General features: G+C 69.0%; 14 protein-coding genes, 6 tRNA genes and 1 pseudogene. 8 read left to right on the top strand and 13 right to left on the bottom strand.

What is annotated here, in order from left to right; translation table 11 throughout:
- A pseudogene (locus C7444_RS13055) lies at nucleotides 1-94 on the bottom strand (electron transfer flavoprotein subunit beta/FixA family protein); the annotation flags it as partial.
- Between the two features lie 231 nt (nucleotides 95-325).
- Here C7444_RS13055 and murI point away from each other — a divergent pair.
- The 5 genes from murI to C7444_RS13030 all read left to right on the top strand — a co-directional run bounded on the left by murI (nucleotide 326) and on the right by C7444_RS13030 (nucleotide 5046).
- The gene (gene murI / locus C7444_RS13050) at nucleotides 326-1147 is read left to right on the top strand and encodes a glutamate racemase (protein WP_110401280.1); all 822 of its coding nucleotides are present in this window, start codon (nucleotides 326-328) and stop codon (nucleotides 1145-1147) included.
- Between the two features lie 142 nt (nucleotides 1148-1289).
- The gene (osmF, locus tag C7444_RS13045) at nucleotides 1290-2165 is read left to right on the top strand and encodes a glycine betaine ABC transporter substrate-binding protein OsmF (protein ID WP_110401300.1); all 876 of its coding nucleotides are present in this window, start codon (nucleotides 1290-1292) and stop codon (nucleotides 2163-2165) included.
- Between the two features lie 3 nt (nucleotides 2166-2168).
- Nucleotides 2169-3341, top strand: coding sequence for an ABC transporter permease (locus C7444_RS13040; RefSeq protein ID WP_245909547.1), 1173 nt, complete (start codon nucleotides 2169-2171; stop codon nucleotides 3339-3341).
- Nucleotides 3338-4288: an ABC transporter ATP-binding protein gene (locus C7444_RS13035; protein WP_110401279.1), complete on the top strand. Its 951-nt coding sequence runs from the start codon at nucleotides 3338-3340 to the stop codon at nucleotides 4286-4288. The genes C7444_RS13040 and C7444_RS13035 overlap by 4 nt, the downstream gene beginning before the upstream one ends.
- Complete coding sequence (locus C7444_RS13030; RefSeq protein ID WP_110401278.1) at nucleotides 4285-5046, top strand: ABC transporter permease; 762 nt, start codon at nucleotides 4285-4287, stop codon at nucleotides 5044-5046. The genes C7444_RS13035 and C7444_RS13030 overlap by 4 nt, the downstream gene beginning before the upstream one ends.
- 50 nt (nucleotides 5047-5096) lie before the next feature.
- On the opposite strand, the gene C7444_RS13025 is transcribed toward C7444_RS13030, so the two are convergent.
- From C7444_RS13025 to C7444_RS12970, 12 genes are all read right to left on the bottom strand, one after another.
- Nucleotides 5097-5172, bottom strand: a tRNA-Gly gene (locus tag C7444_RS13025).
- 50 nt (nucleotides 5173-5222) lie between these two features.
- Nucleotides 5223-5314, bottom strand: a tRNA-Leu gene (locus C7444_RS13020).
- Between the two features lie 65 nt (nucleotides 5315-5379).
- Nucleotides 5380-5455 (bottom strand) — tRNA-Gly (locus C7444_RS13015).
- Between the two features lie 43 nt (nucleotides 5456-5498).
- Nucleotides 5499-5572, bottom strand: a tRNA-Cys gene (locus C7444_RS13010).
- 47 nt (nucleotides 5573-5619) lie between these two features.
- Nucleotides 5620-5695, bottom strand: a tRNA-Gly gene (locus C7444_RS13005).
- A gap of 99 nt (nucleotides 5696-5794) precedes the next feature.
- Entirely contained in the window at nucleotides 5795-8209 is a 2415-nt protein-coding gene (gene lon, locus C7444_RS13000) for an endopeptidase La (protein ID WP_110401277.1), read from the bottom strand.
- 144 nt (nucleotides 8210-8353) lie between these two features.
- Entirely contained in the window at nucleotides 8354-9625 is a 1272-nt protein-coding gene (gene clpX, locus C7444_RS12995; protein WP_110401276.1) for an ATP-dependent Clp protease ATP-binding subunit ClpX, read from the bottom strand.
- A gap of 133 nt (nucleotides 9626-9758) precedes the next feature.
- Entirely contained in the window at nucleotides 9759-10367 is a 609-nt protein-coding gene (gene clpP, locus C7444_RS12990) for an ATP-dependent Clp endopeptidase proteolytic subunit ClpP (protein ID WP_110401275.1), read from the bottom strand.
- A gap of 158 nt (nucleotides 10368-10525) precedes the next feature.
- Complete coding sequence (gene tig / locus C7444_RS12985) at nucleotides 10526-11833, bottom strand: trigger factor (RefSeq protein WP_110401274.1); 1308 nt, start codon at nucleotides 11831-11833, stop codon at nucleotides 10526-10528.
- A gap of 41 nt (nucleotides 11834-11874) precedes the next feature.
- Nucleotides 11875-11961 (bottom strand) — tRNA-Leu (locus C7444_RS12980).
- A 135-nt stretch (nucleotides 11962-12096) separates the two neighbouring features.
- Nucleotides 12097-15234: an efflux RND transporter permease subunit gene (locus C7444_RS12975; protein ID WP_110401273.1), complete on the bottom strand. Its 3138-nt coding sequence runs from the start codon at nucleotides 15232-15234 to the stop codon at nucleotides 12097-12099.
- An 18-nt stretch (nucleotides 15235-15252) separates the two neighbouring features.
- Nucleotides 15253-16374, bottom strand: a complete 1122-nt coding sequence (locus C7444_RS12970; protein WP_110401272.1) for an efflux RND transporter periplasmic adaptor subunit — start codon at nucleotides 16372-16374, stop codon at nucleotides 15253-15255.
- Between the two features lie 101 nt (nucleotides 16375-16475).
- Here C7444_RS12970 and hpnC point away from each other — a divergent pair, with 101 nt between their 5' ends.
- The 3 genes from hpnC to hpnE all read left to right on the top strand — a co-directional run bounded on the left by hpnC (nucleotide 16476) and on the right by hpnE (nucleotide 19482).
- Nucleotides 16476-17294 (top strand): squalene synthase HpnC, encoded by an 819-nt coding sequence (hpnC, locus tag C7444_RS12965; protein WP_110401271.1) that lies wholly within the window; start codon nucleotides 16476-16478, stop codon nucleotides 17292-17294.
- A gap of 62 nt (nucleotides 17295-17356) precedes the next feature.
- On the top strand, nucleotides 17357-18193 hold the full coding sequence (gene hpnD, locus C7444_RS12960) for a presqualene diphosphate synthase HpnD (RefSeq protein ID WP_110401270.1): 837 nt from the start codon (nucleotides 17357-17359) through the stop codon (nucleotides 18191-18193).
- The gene (gene hpnE, locus C7444_RS12955) at nucleotides 18157-19482 is read left to right on the top strand and encodes a hydroxysqualene dehydroxylase HpnE (RefSeq protein ID WP_245909546.1); all 1326 of its coding nucleotides are present in this window, start codon (nucleotides 18157-18159) and stop codon (nucleotides 19480-19482) included. The genes hpnD and hpnE overlap by 37 nt, the downstream gene beginning before the upstream one ends.
- Nucleotides 19483-19562: the final 80 nt, after the last annotated feature.

Below are 19562 nucleotides of genomic sequence, written 5' to 3'. Positions count from 1 at the left end.
TCACGTTGGCCGTCTCCACCCCCGTCCCGTCCGTCTTCACCCGAACCTTGACGTTGTAGTCGACCACCCTCTTCACGGGGACCAGTGCTTTCATGCGAATTTCTCCAGAGGCTATGCAAGGAATCGGAATGGGGAGCGAGGCACCGCAGCGGTGTCGCGTCGACGGTGCGATGGCACGGCAGGTGACGCAGACCAAAAAAGCACGACCGTTCTATTTTAGGGCAACTTTTTTCCGGCACTCCATCTTTTTGCCGCACGACGCCGTCGATCGGGCCCGGCGCTAGACTGGCGCCCCCGACCGATCCACCTCGACCCCGCTTCCTGCATGACACCGGCCGACCCCTACAGCGCGCCACGCATCGGCGTCTTCGACTCCGGACTGGGTGGCCTGTCGGTGCTGCGGGCGATCCGGCAGCGGTTGCCCCGGGCCCGGCTGCTGTACGTGGCCGACTCGGGTCATGCGCCCTATGGAGAGCGGGGGGACGACTACGTCTGCGAGCGCTCCCTGGCCATCGCGGCCTTCCTCAAGTCGCAGGGTGCGCAGATCCTGGTGATCGCCTGCAACACGGCCACCGCGGCGGCGGCCTCCAGCGTGCGGACACGTTATCCCGACGGCCTGATCGTCGGCGTCGAGCCCGGCGTGAAGCCCGCGGCGTCGCTGACACGCAACGGTCGCGTGGGCGTGATGGCCACCACCGGCACGCTGCGCAGCGAGCGCTTCCGCCTGCTCGCGCTGGCCCACGCCGCCCACATCGACCTGCGGCTGCAGCCCTGTCCCGGACTGGCCGCCGCGATCGAATCGGGCCAGGTCGATGCCGGCCCCGTCCGGGAGCGGGTGGCCGCCAGCTGCGCGCCGCTGCGGGAGCAGGACGTCGACACGGTGGTGCTGGGCTGCACCCACTACCCGTTCGTGGCCCATCACATCCAGGCCGAGATGGGACCGAACGTGCAGCTGGTCGACACCTCGGAGGCCGTCGCACGGCGCACCGAGTCCCTCTGCGCCGCGCTGCCCCCTGCACCGGTCGACCGGTCACCCGCCGCGGCAGCACCCGCCCGGTTGTGGACCACCGGAGACGCCCGCACGCTGCACGACTTCGTCGAGCGCTGGCTCGATTTCGATTGCCTGATCGAGACGCTGGACACCTGAGCGCCGGCAGGCACCGGTCGTCTATAGTGAAAGAACACCCATTTCACGCAAGGACCCCACGATGCCCGGCACCATGATGCGACGATTGCTGCGGCCCGGCGTCACCCGGCGGGTGTTCAACGGCACCCTGCTGGGGCTGTTGATGTCCGGCACGGCCGTGCAGGCGCAAGCCCAGGCCGTGAGGGTCGGCTCCAAGATCGACACCGAAGGCTCGCTGCTGGGCCAGCTGATCCTGCAGACGCTCGAGGCCGGTGGCATCCGCACCGAGAACCGGCTGCAGCTGGGCAACACCAAGATCGTGCGCGGGGCGATCACCGCCGGCGAGATCGACCTCTACCCCGAATACACCGGCAACGGCGCCTTCTTCTTCTCGCTCGACAAGGATCCGGCCTGGAAGGAGGCCGAGGCGGGCTACCAGAAGGTCAAGGCGCTCGATTTCAAGGCCCACCGGATCGTCTGGCTGCCCCCCGCCCCGGCCAACAACACCTGGGCCATCGCGATCCGCAAGGACGTCGCCCAGGCCCACCAGCTGCGCACGCTGGCCGACCTGGGCCGCTGGATCGGTGGTGGCGGCAGCTTCAAGCTCGCGGCTTCGGCCGAGTTCGTCGAACGCCCCGACGCCCTGCCCGCCTTCCAGGCCGCCTACGGCTTCAAGCTGCGCCAGGACCAGCTGCTGACGCTGGCCGGTGGCGACACGACCGTGACGATCAAGGCCGCCAGCGAAAAGACCTCCGGCGTCAATGCCGCGATGGCCTACGGCACCGACGGGCCGGTGGCCGCGCTGGGCCTGGTGGTGCTGGACGATCCCAAGGGGGTGCAGCCGATCTACGCGCCCGCGCCCATCGTGCGGGCCGAGGTGCTGGCGCGCCATCCGAAGATCGCCGAACTGCTCGCCCCGGTCTTCAGGTCGCTGGACGGCCCGACGCTGCAGGCACTGAACGCCCGCATCGCGCTGGGCGGGGAAGACGCCCGCAAGGTCGCCGCCGCCCACCTGAAGGCCAGGGGCCTGGTGAAGTAGGCCGTGCCGGTGTCGACGCAGGCCCACCAGCGGGTGCTGCCGTTGCTGCTGGGCGGCTTGCTGCTGGCCGCCCTCGGCCTGCCATTCCTGACCCAGGCACCGAACCGGCTGGTGACCGGCACCGGGCTGTTGCTGGCCGAGGTCGCACAGGGCCGGCGCGCTCTGGTGCTGGCCCCGCTGCTGCTGTGGCTGCTCGCCCTGGCGCGGCCCGCGAGCGCACGGTCGACCCGCCTGCTGATCGCGCTGGGGGCCGCCGGCACCATCGCCGGCCTCACCTGGCTGGCGGGCAGCCATGCCGCCGCGCTGGTGTCGGACGACCTGCCGCTGGGCCGCACCTCGCTGGGCGGGGGCTACTGGGTGCTGATCGTGCTGTGCGGCCTGGCCGCCAGCGAGGCCGCACGCGGGCCGGACGTGCCGCGCCTGTGGCCACCGGCCGTCGGCCTGCTGCTGCTGGGGCCGCTCGCCACGCTGCTGCTGCAGGGCGGACTCGATCAGCTGTCGCTGATGAAGGAGTACGACAACCGCCAGGACGTGTTCGATGCCGCCCTGCAGCGGCACCTGCTGCTGGTGGCCGCCACCCTGCTCGCCACCCTGCTGATCGCCGTGCCGACCGGGGTGCTGATCTCGCGCCGCGCCACGCTGGCCGCACCGCTGCTGGCGCTGCTCAACCTCGTGCAGACCGTGCCGTCGATCGCGCTCTTCGCCCTGCTGATGGGCCCGCTCGCTGCGCTGTCGGCCCGCTGGCCGCTGCTGGCGCAGTGGGGCATCAGCGGCATCGGCCCGGCACCGGCGATCATCGCGCTGACGCTGTACTCGCTGCTGCCGATGGTGCGCAGCATCAGCGCCGGCCTGGGCCAGGTGGCGCCGACGGTGATCGAATCGGCCCGGGGCATGGGCATGAGCGAGTTGCAGATCTTCCGGCAGGTGGAGCTGCCGCTGGCGCTGCCAGTGTGGCTCGCCGGACTGCGCGTGACCACGGTGCAGGCGATCGGTCTGGCGGTGGTCGCGGCCCTGATCGGGGCCGGGGGCTTCGGGGCGGTGATGTTCCAGGGCCTGCTCAGCAGCGCCCTCGACCTCGTGCTGCTGGGGGTCCTGCCGGTGGTGGGACTGTCCGTGCTCGCCGACAGCCTGTTCAAGCTCATCGCCGGCCTGCTGTCGGCGCACAGGACGCCATGATCGAATTCCAGCAGGTCAGCAAGCACCACCACGGTCAGGTGGCCGTGGATCGGCTGTCGCTGCACATCCGCGCGGGCGAGCTGCTCGTGCTGATCGGCCCCTCGGGCTCGGGCAAGTCGACGACGCTGAAGATGATCAACCGGCTGGTCGAGCACGACAGCGGGAAGATCCTCTTCGCCGGCGAGCCGATCCGGCGCCTGAGGCCCGAGGACCTGCGCCGCCGCATGGGTTATGCGATCCAGTCGATCGGGCTGTTTCCGCACTGGACGGTGGAGCGCAACATCGCCTGCGTGCCACGGCTGCTGGCGTGGCCGGCCGCACGCATCCGGGACCGGGTCGACGAGTTGCTGACGCTGCTGCAGCTTGAACCGGCCGAGTACCGGGACCGCTACCCTCACGAGCTGTCGGGCGGACAGCAGCAACGGGTCGGCGTGGCCCGGGCGCTGGCCGCCGATCCGGAGGTGCTGCTGATGGATGAGCCCTTCGGCGCGCTCGATCCGGTCACCCGGCTGGCGCTGCAGGACGAACTGCTGCGCATCCACCGGATGTCGGGCAAGACCATCGTGCTGGTGACGCACGACATCGACGAGGCCATGAGACTCGCCAGTCGCCTCGTGCTGCTGGACGGCGGTCGCATCGCCCAGGCCGGCACACCGCTGGAACTGCTGACGCGGCCGGCCAGCGAGCGGGTGAGGAACTTCATCGGCCGCAGCGATCTCGGCCTGCGCCTGCTGGAGCGGCAGACGCTGGCCGATCACGTCCGCCCCGGCGCACCGGCGGGCGACCGCACGCTCGAAGCGCTGCCAGCGGACTGCACGCTGCGTGAGGCGCTGTCGACGATGGTGCTGCACGGCGTCGACGAGATGGCCGTGGGCGAGGCGGCCGGACCGGTGCGGGGCCACATCCGGCTGACCGATCTGGTGCGGGCAGGCGCGTGGCTGAAATGACGGCCAGCCGCCGCGGAGCCGGCCGGGTGCTGAGCGACCCGCTGACCTGGGCGATCCTGATGCTGCTGGGGCTGAGCTGGGGCATGCCGGGGCTGAAGCCGCTGTTCGCCACCCTGTATCCGGCACTCGATCGGCCGATGTACGAGCAGGACAGCTTCATCGCGCTGCTCGGTGCCCATGTGCTCCTCGTCGTGGCCTCGAGCCTGGTGTCGGTCTCGCTCGGCGTGCTCGCCGGCGTGTACGCCACCCGGGCCTCGGGCAGGGCCTACCGGCCGATGATCGAGACCCTGGTGGCGATGGGACAGACGGTGCCGCCCGTGGCGGTGCTGGCGATTGCCGCGCCACTGGTGGGCTTCGGCGAAGCTCCGGCCCTGATCGCGCTGGCACTCTACGGCCTGCTGCCCGTGGTCGAGCAGACGATCGCCGGGCTGCAGTCGGTGCCGGCCGCCTCGCTCGAGGCGGCCACCGGCCTGGGCATGAGCCGCTGGCAGCGGTTCCGGCAGGTGGAATGGCCGCTGGCATGGCCGGTCGTGCTCGCCGGCATCCGCACCTCGGTGATCATCAACATCGGCACGGCCACCATCGCCTCCACCGTCGGAGCCCGCACGCTGGGCTCGCCGATCATCATCGGCCTGAGCGGCTTCAACACGGCCTACGTGCTGCAGGGCGCACTGCTGGTGGGGTTGCTGGCGGTGGTCGGGGACCTGCTGTTCGAGAAGCTGATGCCCAGGCCGGCCAGCCATCAGGCTCCACGGTGACGCCACAAGACAGAAAGGCCAGTCATCGGGAGGATGACTGGCCTTCAGATTGGAGCGGGAAACGAGACTCGAACTCGCGACCTCAACCTTGGCAAGGTTGCGCTCTACCAACTGAGCTATTCCCGCTTGGGATTCATGACTTGCGTCGACACAGCAACGTTCACTGCAGCACTGCCTGGTGCCCGGAACGGGAATCGAACCCGTACGCTCTCTCTCGAGAAGCGGCGGATTTTAAGTCCGCTGTGTCTACCAGTTTCACCATCCGGGCCAGCCTCGTGGCCTGCACGGCGTGCGGGCCAGACGATTTGGTCTGCTGTTCCAGATTGTCTTTCATGGAGCGGGAAACGAGACTCGAACTCGCGACCTCAACCTTGGCAAGGTTGCGCTCTACCAACTGAGCTATTCCCGCTTGGAAACTGAAAATGCCTGCTGCCACACCGAAGCGCAGCGGCTGGAGGCGCGGGGCGGAGTCGAACCGCCCTGGACGGATTTGCAATCCGCTGCATAACCGCTTTGCTACCGCGCCATGGAAATCCACGACCTGAAATTCATCAGACCGGGCTCCGGAAATTCTGGAGCGGGAAACGAGACTCGAACTCGCGACCTCAACCTTGGCAAGGTTGCGCTCTACCAACTGAGCTATTCCCGCTTGGATCTCTCTGCGTTTCGTACCGTTTAGTCCGTAACGCGTCGAGAACGTGATTCTATGCTGCTTTTCGGAAAGGGCGCAAGCCCTTTCTCGAAAAAATCAATGCTTGATCGCTTCGACCGGTGCAACCGGCTCGGCAGCCTTGGGCGCCTCGGCCTTGACCTCTTCCTCGGGCAGAGGCTGAGGCGGGCGGGCCAGGGCGATTTCCAGCACCTTGTCGATCCACTTGACCGGCACGATCTCGAGCTGGCTCTTCACGTTCTCGGGGATGTCCTGCAGATCCTTGGCATTCTCCTCGGGGATCAGCACCGTGCGGATGCCCCCCCGGTGAGCCGCCAGCAGCTTCTCCTTGAGCCCGCCGATCTCGGTGACCTCACCCCGCAGGGTGATCTCGCCGGTCATGGCCACGTCGGCACGCACCGGAATGCCCGTCAGCGCCGACACCAGGGCGGTGGTCATGGCCGCACCGGCACTCGGTCCGTCCTTGGGCGTCGCACCGTCGGGCACGTGGATGTGGATGTCACGCTTCTCGAACAGTTCAGCGGTGATGCCCAGCATCGCCGCCCGGCTGCGAACCACCGTGCGAGCCGCCTCGACCGACTCCTTCATCACGTCGCCCAGCGATCCGGTGCGGATGATGTTGCCCTTGCCCGGCATCACGGCGGCCTCGATGGTCAGCAGATCGCCACCCACCTCGGTCCATGCCAGCCCGTTGACCTGGCCGACCTGGTCCTGCTTCTCGGCCTCGCCGAAGCTGTACTTGCGCACGCCCAGGAACTCGTTGATGTTGCCGCCGTCGATGACCACCTTGCCGCTGTACTTCTTCAGCGACAGCCCCTTGACCACCTTGCGGCAGATCTTGGAGATCTCGCGCTCGAGCGAACGCACGCCGGCCTCGCGGGTGTAGTAACGGATGATGGCGCGGATCGCGTCCTCGGCAACCTCCATCTCCTCGTCCTTCACGCCGTTGTTGCCACGCTGCTTGGGCAGCAGGTAGGTCTGGGCGATCGACACCTTCTCGTCCTCGGTGTAGCCCGACAGGCGGATCACCTCCATCCGGTCCAGCAGCGCCGGCGGGATGTTGAGCGAGTTCGAGGTGGCGATGAACATCACGTCCGACAGGTCGAAGTCGACCTCGACGTAGTGGTCACCGAAGGTGTGGTTCTGCTCGGGGTCGAGCACCTCCAGCAGGGCCGACGACGGATCGCCGCGGAAATCCATGCCCAGCTTGTCGATCTCGTCGAGCAGGAACAGCGGATTGCGCACGCCGATCTTGGTCAGGCTCTGCAGCACCTTGCCCGGCATGGAGCCGATGTAGGTGCGGCGGTGACCCCGGATCTCGGCCTCGTCGCGCACGCCGCCGAGCGCCATGCGCACGAACTTGCGTCCGGTGGCACGGGCGACCGACTGGCCCAGCGAGGTCTTGCCCACGCCCGGAGGTCCCACCAGGCACAGGATGGGCGCCTTGACCTTGTCGACGCGCTGCTGCACCGCAAGATACTCGAGGATGCGTTCCTTGACCTTGTCGAGCCCGAAGTGGTCCTGGTTGAGCACCTCCTCGGCCAGCGGCAGGTCGTGCTTGACCTTGCTCTTCCTGGCCCAGGGCAGGTTGACCAGCGTGTCGATGTAGTTGCGCACGACCGTGGCTTCGGCCGACATCGGCGACATCATCTTCAGCTTGCGAAGCTCGTTGTCGGCCTTCTTGCGGGCCTCCTTCGACATCTTCGAGGTGGCGATCTTCTTCTCGAGCTCGTCGAGATCAGCGCCTTCCTCACCTTCGCCGAGTTCCTTCTGGATGGCCTTGACCTGCTCGTTGAGGTAGTACTCGCGCTGGCTCTTCTCCATCTGGCGCTTGACGCGACCACGGATGCGCTTCTCCACCTGCAGGATGTCGACCTCGTGCTCGAGCAGCTCGAGCAGCTTCTCGAGCCGACCGGCCACCGGGAAGATGTCCAGGATGGTCTGCTTGTTCTCGAGCTTCAGCGGCAGGTGGGCCGCGATGGTGTCCGACAGGCGGCCGGCATCGTCGATGCCGGAGATCGACGTGAGGATCTCGGGCGGGATCTTCTTGTTGAGCTTGACGTACTGGTCGAACTGCTGGGTGACCGCGCGGCGCAGCGCCTCGATCTCGGGAGAGCCCTGATCCGGCGGCGGCACGGGCACGACTTCGGCGGTGAAATGCTCGCCGAGGTCATCGATCTTCTGGGTGTTGGCACGCTGCAGGCCTTCGACCAGCACCTTCACGGTGCCGTCGGGCAGCTTGAGCATCTGCAGGATGCTCGACACGCAGCCGACCTCGAACATGTCCTCGGGTTTCGGATCGTCCTTGCCTGCCGCCTTCTGCGCGACCAGCATGATCTGCCGGCCCGCTTCCATCGCGACCTCGAGGGCCTTGATGGACTTGGGGCGCCCGACGAACAAGGGGATCACCATGTGAGGGAACACGACGACGTCGCGCAGCGGAAGCAGCGGCAGCGTGATCGGCTCGGGGGGGAGTATGGGGTGACCGGACATCAAAACCTCACTTTCTGCGCTCTAGCTGGGAGCACAGGGCCGGATTGCAAGAGTATGAATCGGATCCGTGCGCCAATGGATCACGGGTGTCCCGCAGGGAACACCCACCAGCCACCGGCGCCGGACATCCGTTCGCCTTGTTGATCAGGCGCTGGCCTTGGCCTGCTCGCGGTACACGAGCAGAGGCTTGGTGTTCTCGTCGATCGTGTGTTCGTCGATGACGACCTTCGCGACACCGTCCATCGTGGGCAGATCGAACATCGTGTCCATCAGCGACTGCTCGACGATCGAGCGCAGTCCGCGGGCGCCGGTCTTGCGACGCAGGGCCTTGCGGGCGATCGCCGTCAGTGCCGAAGGCCGGATCTCGAGCTCGACACCATCCATGCCGAACAGGCGCTGGTACTGCTTGACCAGCGCGTTCTTCGGCTCGGTCAGGATCTGCACCAGGGCATCCTCGGTCAGCTCGCCCAGCGTCGCGATGACGGGCAGGCGGCCGACCAGCTCGGGGATGATGCCGAACTTGATCAGGTCCTCAGGCTCGATCTGGCGGAACACCTCACCGACGCTGCGCTCCTGCTTGCTCTTGACGCTGGCGCCGAAGCCGATGCCGGACTTCTCCGACCGGTTCTGGATCACTTTTTCCAGGCCGTCGAAGGCACCGCCGCAGATGAACAGGATGTTGGTCGTGTCGATCTGCAGGAAATCCTGGTTCGGATGCTTGCGGCCACCCTGGGGCGGCACGCTGGCCATCGTGCCTTCGACCAGCTTCAGCAGGGCCTGCTGCACGCCCTCCCCGGACACGTCGCGGGTGATCGAGGGGTTATCGGCCTTGCGCGAGATCTTGTCGATCTCGTCGATGTAGACGATGCCACGCTGGGCGCGGTCGACCTCGTAATTGCAGTTCTGCAGCAGCTTTTGGATGATGTTCTCGACATCCTCGCCCACGTAGCCGGCTTCGGTCAGCGTGGTCGCGTCGGCGATCACGAACGGCACGTTGAGCAGGCGGGCCAGCGTCTGGGCCAGCAGCGTCTTGCCCGAGCCGGTCGGCCCGATCAGCAGGATGTTGCTCTTGGACAGCTCGACCTCGTCACCCTTGGGCTTGTCGCCCATGTGCTTGAGTCGCTTGTAGTGGTTGTAGACCGCGACGGCCAGCGTGCGCTTGGCGGGGTCCTGGCCGATGACGTACTGATCCAGGATGGACTTGATCTCGCCAGGCACCGGCAGGTCGCTCTTGCCGGACTTGGCAGGATCTGCAGCCGGAACTTCATCGCGGATGATGTCGTTGCACAGGTCTATGCATTCATCACAGATGAAAACCGACGGGCCGGCGATCAGCTTCTTCACCTCGTGCTGGCTCTTGCCGCAGAACGAGCAGTAAAGGATCTTGTCGCCGGTGGAGCCTTTTTTTTCTGGCATGGGAATGCGGCCTTGTCGAATCGAAAACGATGATAAGTCAAATGCAGCCCCGAAGTGCTGCACGGGCGAAAGCCCCCCGGTCATGGCACGGACCGCCGGCGCCCGACCGGCGGCCCGCCTCGGAGTCCCGGTATCAGGGACGCTTGGTCAGCACCTGATCGATCAGACCATAAGTCTGCGCCTCATCGGCCGACATGAAGTAATCGCGTTCGGTGTCGTTCTGGATCTTTTCGAGCGACTGACCACTGCGGTCGGCCAGGATCCGGTTGAGCTGCTCGCGAGTCTTGAGGATCTCGCGGGCATGGATCTCGATGTCGGTGGCCTGGCCCTGCGCGCCGCCGAGCGGCTGGTGGATCATGATCTTGGAGTTGGGCAGCGAAAAACGCTTGCCCTTCTCGCCCGCGGTCAGCAGGAAGGCGCCCATGCTGGCGGCCAGTCCCAAACACAGGGTCGAGACCTGCGGCTTGATGAACTGCATGGTGTCGAAGATCGACATGCCTGCGCTCACGCTGCCTCCGGGCGAGTTGATGTAGAGGGAGATGTCCTTGTCCGGATTCTCGCTCTCGAGGAACAGCAGTTGGGCCACGACCACGTTGGCCGTCTGGTCGTTGACCGGGCCGACCAGGAAGATCACCCGTTCGCGCAGCAAGCGCGAATAGATGTCGTAGGCCCGTTCACCGCGGCCGGATTGTTCGATGACCATGGGCACCATGCCCAGGTTGTGCAGATCAAGTGCGCTCATGAAGTCCCTTGTGGCGACGGTATGTCGTCCTGATGAACAAATGGTCGAAGAATGGCTCTGATTATGCGGGCTCGGAGAGCCCCAGCACGGTGCTGGGTCACGTCCGGATGTGACAAGGGGCGCCCGAGGCGCCCCTTCCGTGCATTGCCCGACGGGAATCAGGCGCCCATCAGCTCGTCGAAGGCCAGCGACTTGTCGCTCACCTGGGCCTGGCCGAGCACGAACTCGGTCACGTTGGCCTCGATGACGACCGCCTCGACTTCGGCCAGACGCTGCTGGTCACCCATGTACCACTGCATCACGTCCTGGGGACGCTCGTAGCTCTGGGCCATCTCGTCGATGTGGGCCTTGACCTGGTCGGCGGTGGCCGCCAGGTTGTTGGCACGCACCAGCTCGGCGACCGCCAGACCCAGGCGCACGCGGCGCTCGGCCTGCGGCAGGAACATCTCGGTGGGGATCGGAGCCTTGTCGGCGTCCTTGATGCCACGCTGCTTCAGGTCGGCACGGGCGTTCTCGACCAGGCGGTCCATCTCGTTGGAGACCAGGGCCTTGGGCAGGTCGAAGGACGCGGCCTTCTCGATCGCGGCCATCACCGACTGCTTGTTGCGCGCGGCGATGCGGAACTTGACCTCACGCTCGAGGTTCTTCTTGATGTCCGCGCGCAGGCCTTCGACCGTCGCGTCGGGGATGCCCAGCGATTCGGCGAAGGCGACGTCGACCTCGGGCAGCTGCTGCGCCTCGGTCTTGGTCAGCGTGACGAGGAAGTCGGCTTCCTTGCCCGCCACGTCGGCACCGTGGTAGTCGTCGGGGAACTTCAGCGGGAAGGTCTTGGACTCGCCCGTCTTCATGTCGCGCACGGCCTTCTCGAAGGCTTCGAGCATGCGGCCTTCACCCAGGATGAACTGGAAGCCGGTGGCCTTGCCGCCCTCGAACGGCTCGCCGTCGATCTTGCCTTCGAAGTCGATCGTGACCCGATCGGTATCGACGGCGGCGTCGTCCTGGGCACGCTCGACGAAGGTGCGGCGCTGCTTGCGCAGGATGTCGACCGTGCGGTCGATGGCGGCCTCGGTGACCTCGGAGGTCACGCGCTCGACCTCCAGGGCCGACAGCTCACCCAGCGTCACTTCGGGATAGACCTCGAACGTCGCGTCGAAGAAGACCTGGCCTTCGGGAGCGCCTTCCTTCTCGGTGATGCTGGGCGTGCCCGCCACGCGCACCCGGGCCTCGCCGGCGGCCTGTGCAAAAGCCTGACCGACCTTGTCGTTCATGACTTCGTACTGCACCGAATAGCCGTAACGCTGGGCCACGACGTTCATCGGCACCTTGCCGGGACGGAAGCCGTCGATCTTGACCTTGCGGGCCATGTCCTTGAGGCGGGACTCGACCTCTTTCTTGATCTCGTCGGCCGACAGCGCGAGGGTGATGCGGCGCTCGAGCTTGTCGAGGGTCTCCACAGTAACAGCCATGTTCTGAAGCTCTTTCAGTTGCTTGATCTATTGGAATGGCCTGGTGCGCGGGGCCGGACTCGAACCGGCACGCCCGTGAAGGCGTCAGGACCTAAACCTGGTGCGTCTACCAATTTCGCCACCCGCGCAGCGCGCCCCGGGTGCTGTCCGGATCCGACCCGGGCCCTGAGGCCCCGGCCGGATGCCGCGCGCTCCCGAGGCAGCGAAGCCCCCCGCAGAGGGGACTACCGTCTATCCTGGAACCTTCTATTCTACTGCGCCCGTCAGGCGGTTTCGCGCCGGACCCGGAACCACGCCGCATACATGGCCGGCAGCGCCAGCAGCGTCAGGGCGGTGGCCACGATCAGGCCGCCCATGATGGCCACGGCCATCGGGCCCCAGAAGACGCTGCGCGACAGCGGAATCATCGCCAGCACCGCGGCCGCGGCGGTCAGCACGATCGGGCGGAAACGCCGCACCGCCGACTCGACCACCGCCTCCCAGGCCGGCACCCCGCGGGCCCGGTCCTGCTCGATCTGGTCGATCAGGATGACCGAGTTGCGCATGATCATGCCCATCAGCGAGATCACGCCGAGCAGGGCCACGAAGCCGAACGGGCGGTCGAGCAGCAGCAGCGCCGCGGCCGCGCCGGCGATGCCCAGCGGCCCGGTCAGGAACACCAGCACCGCACGCGAGAAGCTCTGCAGCTGCAGCATCAGCAGCGTGAAGATCAGGAACAGCATCACCGGCGCGCCGGCGGCGATCGAGCCCTGGCCCTTGCTGCTCTCGGCCACGGCGCCGGCGATCTCGATGGTGTAGCCCACCGGCATCCCCGCCTGCAGCTTCTGCATCGCCGGCCACAGCTGGGCCGTCACCGTCGCGCCCTGGACACCGTCGACCACGTCCGCCTGCACGGTGATCGCGTACTTGCGGCCCTCGCGCCACATCACGCCCGGCTCCCAGCCATGGCTGATGCGCACCACCTGGGTCAGCGGCACCGGCTTGCCGCCGCTGGTGGGCACGTAGGCCGATGCCAGGTCGGTGATGGTGTCGCGCTCGCTGCGGGGCTGGCGCATCACGATGTCGACCAGCTTGTCGCCCTCGCGGTACTGGCCCACGGTCAGGCCGGTCAGCAGCATGCGGGTGGCCTGGGCGATGCCCTGGCTGGTCACGCCGAGCGCGCGGGCCTTGTCCTGGTCGACCTCGAGCTTCAGGGCCTTGACCGACTCGTTCCAGTTGTCGTTGACGCCGATCAGGTCCCGGTGGGCGGCCAGCAGGGCCTTGCCCTGGTCGGCCCAGGTGCGCAGCACCGCCGGGTCCGGCCCGACGATGCGGAACTGCACCGGGTACGGCACCGGCGGGCCGCTGGGCAGCAGCTTGACGCGGCCACGCACCTCGGGGAACTGCTCGGCCAGCAGCCGGGGCAGCCGCACCCGCAGCGCCTCGCGCTCCTTCAGCGAGCGGGGCAGCAGGATGATCTGGCTCACGTTGCTCTGCGGGAAGACCTGGTCGAGCGGCAGGTAGAAACGGGGCACGCCGCTGCCCACCCAGCTGGTGACCGACTCCAGCCCCGGCTCCTGGCGCATCAGCGCCTCGAAGCGCTCGACGACCTGCTCGCTCTGCTTCAGGGTCGAGCCTTCGGGCAGCCAGAGGTCGACCAGGATCTCCGGCCGGCTGGAATCGGGGAAGAACTGCTGCTGCACCTTGCCCATGCCGACGAGGCCCAGCACGAACACGCCGACGGTCAGCCCGATCGTGATCCAGCGGTGCAGCACGCACCAGTCGACCAGCGCGCGGAAGCGGACGTAGAACGGGCTGTCGAACAGCTCGTGGGCCTCGCCGTCGTGGGGACGGGCGCGCAGCAGGCGCGCGCCCAGCGCCGGCACGAAGTACACCGACACCACCCACGAGATCAGCAGGGCCGCCGAGGTGACCGCGAAGATCGCGAAGGTGTATTCCCCCACGGTCGACTTCGCCAGCCCGATGGGCAGGAAACCGGCCGCGGTGATCAGCGTGCCGGTGAGCATCGGCATGGCCGTCGCGTCGTAGGCGTAGGTGGCGGCGTAGAGCTTGTCGTGGCCCTCCTCCAGCTTGCGCACCATCATCTCGACGGCGATGATCGCGTCGTCGACCATCAGGCCCAGCGCGATGATCAGCGAGCCCAGCGAGATCTTGTGCAGGCCCACGCCCCAGTAGAACATCGTCACGAAGGTGATCGCCAGCACCAGCGGGATGGTGATGGCCACCACCAGCCCCGGCCAGATGTCGATGCCCCAGCCCAGGCGCCCGGTCGTGCGCCGCAGTCCCAGGCTGACGAAGCTGACGGCCAGCACCACGGCGATCGCCTCGAGCAGCACCTGCACGAACTCGCCCACCGAGCGGGTCACGGCCTGCGGCTGGTCCTGGATCTGCGCCAGCTCCAGCCCGACGGGCAGCTCCGCCCGCAGCGCGGCGACCTGCGCCTGCAGCGCCTGGCCCAGCGCGACGATGTCGCCGCCCTTGCTCATCGAGACGCCGACGGCGATCACCTGCCGGCCCTGGTGGCGCACGGTGACGGTCTGCGGATCGGCGTAGGCGCGGCGGATGGTCGCGATGTCGGCCAGCCGCACCGAGCTGGCCACCCCGGTGGCCGGATTGACCACGCGGATGCGCAGCTGCGCCAGCTCGTCGATGCGGCTGAACTGGCCGCCCACGCGCAGCTGCAGGTGGTCGCTGCCCGCGTCGAGCACGCCGGCGCTCTCGACCGCGTTCTGCGCGCCGAGCTGGGCGATCAGCTGGTTCAGGTCCAGCCCGAGCTGGGCCAGCCGGCGCCCGGACAGCTCGATGTAGAGCTTCTCGGCCTGCACGCCGAACAGCTCGACCTTGGCCACGTCGGGCACCCGCAGCAGGCGCGAGCGCACGTCCTCGGCAGCGACCCGCAGCTCCTCGCGGGAGAAGCCGTCGGCCGACAGCGCGAAGATGCTGCCGTAGACGTCGCCGAACTCGTCGTTGAAATAAGGCCCGGCGACCCCGGCCGGCAGCGTGGCGCGCAGGTCGCCGATCTTCTTGCGGACCTGGTACCAGACATTGCTCACCTCCTTGGGCGGCGAGCTGTCCTTGATCTGGAAGATGGTGACCGACTCGCCCGGCTTGGTGTAGCTGCGGATGATGTCGGCGTAGGGCACCTCCTGCAGCGTGCGCTCGATCCGGTCGGTGACCTGGTCGGCCATCTGCTGCGCGGTCGCCCCCGGCCAGGCAGCCTGCACCACCATGGCGCGGAAGGTGAACGGCGGGTCCTCGTCCTGGCCGAGCTGGAAATAGGCCACCGAGCCCAGCAGCAGCATCACCACCAGCAGGTAGCGGGTCAGCGCCGGATGCTCCAGCGCCCAGCGCGAGAGGTTGAAGCCGCTGCGGTGCGCGCGGTCGTGGGTGTGGATCTTCATGCGGTCGGCTCCCGGGGCTCAGCGCGAGGCCGGTGTCGCGGGGGCGGCCGCGGCGGCGCCGCGGTCGACGTGGCGCAGCACTTTCTGGCCGGCGGTCAGCACGTGCACGCCGGCGGTCACCACCTCCTGGCCGGCGGACAGGCCGCTGGCGATCAGCACCTCGTTGCCATCGGCCCCGGCGATCTGCACCGGCTGCTGGCGCACCACCATGGCCGCGGCATCGAGCACCCACACGGCGCTGCCGCCCCGGGCCTCGAACAGCGCGGTCAGCGGCAGGCGCATCGAGCCCGCACGGCTCTCGCCAGGCACCCGCACCGTCGCGGTCTGGCCCAGGCGCACGTCGGCTCGGCCGATGTCGGCCTTGACCAGGAAGGTGCGGGTCGCCGCGTCGGCCGCGCCGGCCACCTCACGCACCGTCGCGGCCATCGGCGCCTGGTCGGCGCCCCACGGCACCACCTCCAGCGCACCGGCACGACCCAGCAGGCGACGCATCGCCGCCTGGCGGTCCTCGGGCACCGAGAACACGACGTCCCGCGGCCCGTCGTGGGCCAGCCGCACGATGGGGGTGCCCGCCGCCACCACCGCCCCCGGCTCGACCTCCACCGCGGTGATGACCCCGGCCGCGTCGGCCACCAGGCTGGCATAGGCCGCCTGGTTGCCCTGCACGCCGGCCTGCGCCTTCGCCTGCTCCAGGTCGGACTGCGCGGCCTTCAGCGCGGTCTCGCGGCGCTCGAGCTCGGCCTCGCCGATGAAGCCCTGGACCCGCAACTCCTGGTAACGTCTGAAATCGGCTGCAGCCTGGGCGTGGGCGGCCTGCGCGGCCCGCACCGCCGCCTGCGCGGCGTCCGCGCCCAGCCGCAGGTCCGAGGCGTCGAGCTGCGCCAGCGTCTGGCCGGCCCGGACGCTGTCCCCCAGGTCCACCGAGCGGCGCAGCAGCTTGCCCCCGACCCGGAAACCCAGGCGGGATTCGGTGCGCGCCCGCACCTCCGCACCGTACTCGCGCACCGCGCGCACCTCCTGCTCGCCCACCTTGACGGTGCGCACCGCGCGGATCGGCTCCACCTCCGGGGCGCGCCCGGAACAGGCGGCCAGCAGGGACAGGACCAGGACACCGGGAACCAGGCGAAGGGGGACGTGCATGCGACCTCTCGGGGAAAGAGCAACTGACTGACTGGTCAGTAATATACGTGCGCCTCCGGATCCATGTCAAACCCGGCAAGTCCGGATAATGCGCCGCCATCATGAGCGTCGAACACTACGAGAACTTCCCGGTCGCCTCGATCCTCTGCCCACCCGCCTGGCGCCCGACGATCCAGGCCATCTACTGGTACGCCCGCACCGCCGACGACCTCGCCGACGAGGGCGAGGCCCCCGCGGCGCAGCGCCGGGCCGACCTGCAGGCCTTCCGCGCCGACCTCGACCGGCTCTACGCCGGACAGGCCCCGACCACCCGCTGGGCCGGGGTGTTCGAGGCACTGGCCCGGGCGATCGATCGCCACCACCTGCCCCGCCAGCCGCTGGAGGACCTGCTCAGCGCCTTCGAGCAGGACGTGGGCGAGCCGCACTACCCGGACATGGCCACGCTGCTCGACTACTGCCGCCGCTCGGCCGATCCGGTCGGGCGGCTGCTGCTGCACCTCTACGGCGTCGACGACCCGCTGTCGCTGCGCCAGTCGGACGCCATCTGCACCGCGCTGCAGCTGATCAACTTCTGGCAGGACCTGAGCGTGGACCTGCCCCGACGGCGCCTCTACGTGCCGCTGGACCACGCCGCCCGCCACGGGCTGGACGCCTCGGCCCTGTTCACGCAGGCCGACGGCGCGGCCGCGCGGGCGCTGGTGCGCGAGCTGTCGGCCCACGCGCGCCAGAAGATGAACGAGGGCGCCGCCCTGCCCCGCCGCCTGCCCGGGCGGGCCGGCTGGGAGCTGCGGCTGGTGGTGCAGGGCGGGCTGCGCATCCTCGACCGCATCGACGCGCTCGACGGGGCCACGCTGCGCCAGCGCCCCCGGATCGGCCGGGCCGACCTGCCGCGCCTGGTCTGGCGCGCCCTGCGCATGTGAGGCGAAGACGACACCGCCGCCTCACGAAGCACTGCCACAATCGCGCCTCACCTCGCCGCACCATGACGCCCCAGCAATACGTTCAGGACAAGGCCGCCAAGAGCGGCTCCAGCTTCTACTACGCCTTCCTCTTCCTGCCGCCGCCGCGGCGGGCGGCGATCACGGCGTTCTACGCCTTCTGCCGCGAGGTCGACGACGTGGTCGACGAGGTGCAGGACCCGTCGGTGGCCGGCGCCAAGCTGGGCTGGTGGCGCACCGAGGTGCACAACGCCTTCGCCGGCCGGCCCCAGCATCCGGCGATGCAGGCGCTGATGCCGCATGTCGCCGACTACGGCATCGCCGAGGCCCACCTGCAGGCGGTCATCGACGGCTGCGAGATGGACCTGACGCAGACCCGTTACCTCGACCACCCCGGGCTGGCGCGTTATTGCCACCTGGTGGCCGGCGTGGTGGGCGAGGTGGCCGCCTCGATCTTCGGGCGCACGCAGGAACAGACCATCGCCTACGCCCACCGGATGGGCCAGGCCTTCCAGCTGACCAACATCATCCGCGACGTCGGTGACGACGCCCGGCGGGGCCGCATCTACCTGCCGGTCAGCGAGCTGCAGCAGTTCGACGTCAAGGCCCACGAGATCCTCAACCGCGTCTACAGCGAACGTTTCACCGCGCTGATGCGCTTCCAGGCCGAGCGGGCCCACCGCACCTACGACGAGGCGCTGGCCCTGCTGCCCGAGGCCGACCGCCGGGCGCAGAAGCCGGGCCTGATGATGGCCAACATCTACCGCACGCTGCTGCGCGAGATCGAGGCCGGCGGCTTCCAGGTGCTGCACCAGCGCATCTCGCTGACGCCGATCCGCAAGCTGTGGATCGCGATGCAGACCAACTGGCGCGGGCGGTGACGCCACGCGTGGCGGTCGTGGGCGCCGGCTGGGCCGGGCTCGCGGCCGCGGTGGCCGCCACCACGCGGGGCCATGCGGTCACGCTGTTCGAGATGGCGGCGCAGGCCGGTGGCCGGGCCCGCAGCCTGGCCACCGGCGAGCCTCGGCTGGACAACGGCCAGCACCTGCTGATCGGCGCCTACGCCGCCACGCTCGCGCTGATGCGCCAGGTCGGCGTCGACCCCGAGGCCGTGCTGCGCCGCCAGCCGCTCGCGCTGCTCGACCAGGATGGCCGCGGCCTGCGCCTGCCCGCCGGCCATCCCGTGCTCGCCTTCAGCCGGGCCGTGTGGGCGATGTCGCACTGGTCGCTCGGCGAGCGCCTGGCGCTGAGCCGCGCCGCGCTGGGCTGGATGCGGGCGCGCTTCCGCTGCGAAGCCAGCCTGACCGTCGCGCAGCTGAGCGCCCGGCTGCCCTCGCGGGTGCGGGCCGAGATCATCGATCCGCTGTGCGTGGCCGCGCTGAACACGCCCGCCACCACGGCCAGCGCGGCCGTCTTCCTGCGGGTGCTGCAGGACGCGCTGTTCGCCGGGCCGGGCTCGAGCGACCTGCTGATCCCGCGCCGCCCGCTCGCCGAGCTGCTGCCCGAGCCGGCCCTGGCCTGGCTGGCCCGCCACGGCGCCGACCTGCGCGCCGGCCAGCGGGTGCAGTCGCTGCAGCCCGGACCGGCCGCTGCCGGCTGGCGGCTCGACGACGAGCCCTTCGATCAGGTCATCCTGGCCTGCAGCAGCACCGAGGCGGCCCGGCTGACCCGCGGGATCGCGCCCGACTGGTCGGCCCGGGCCGCCGGCCTGCGCCACGAGCCGATCCTGACCGCCTATGTGCAGGCGCCCGGCGCGCGGCTGGCCGCACCGATGGTCGCGCTGCGGGAAGGGCCGGACGCACCGGCCCAGTTCGCTTTCGACCACGGCGCGCTCGGGGCGACCCCGGGGCTGTTCGCCCTGGTCGTCAGCGGCGCGACCCCGTGGGTGCAGCGCGGCCCGGCCGACAGCGCCGCGGCGCTGCTGCGCCAGGCCGGCGAGGTGCTGCGGCCGCTGCACGCCGGCGGCCGCTCGCCGGCGGCCACGCTGCTGCAGGTGATCGCCGAGAAGCGCGCCACCTTCCTGTGCACCCCCGGCCTGTCGCGTCCGCCGGCCCGGATCGCGGCCGGCCTGCTGGCCGCAGGCGACGGCATCGACGGGCCCTACCCCGCCACGCTGGAGGGGGCGGTGCGCTCGGGCCGGGCCGCCGCCGATCTGCTGGCGCCGCCATGAACGAAAAAAAGGGGCCGACACCACAGGCGTCGGCCCCTCTTCATCGTGTCCCCGGGCCGGTCACGGCCGGCCCGGGGCGG

The sequence above is a fragment of the Sphaerotilus hippei genome (assembly GCF_003201595.1).
Taxonomy (GTDB): domain Bacteria; phylum Pseudomonadota; class Gammaproteobacteria; order Burkholderiales; family Burkholderiaceae_C; genus Sphaerotilus; species Sphaerotilus hippei.
This window is presented reverse-complemented; position numbering and strand designations above follow the sequence as displayed.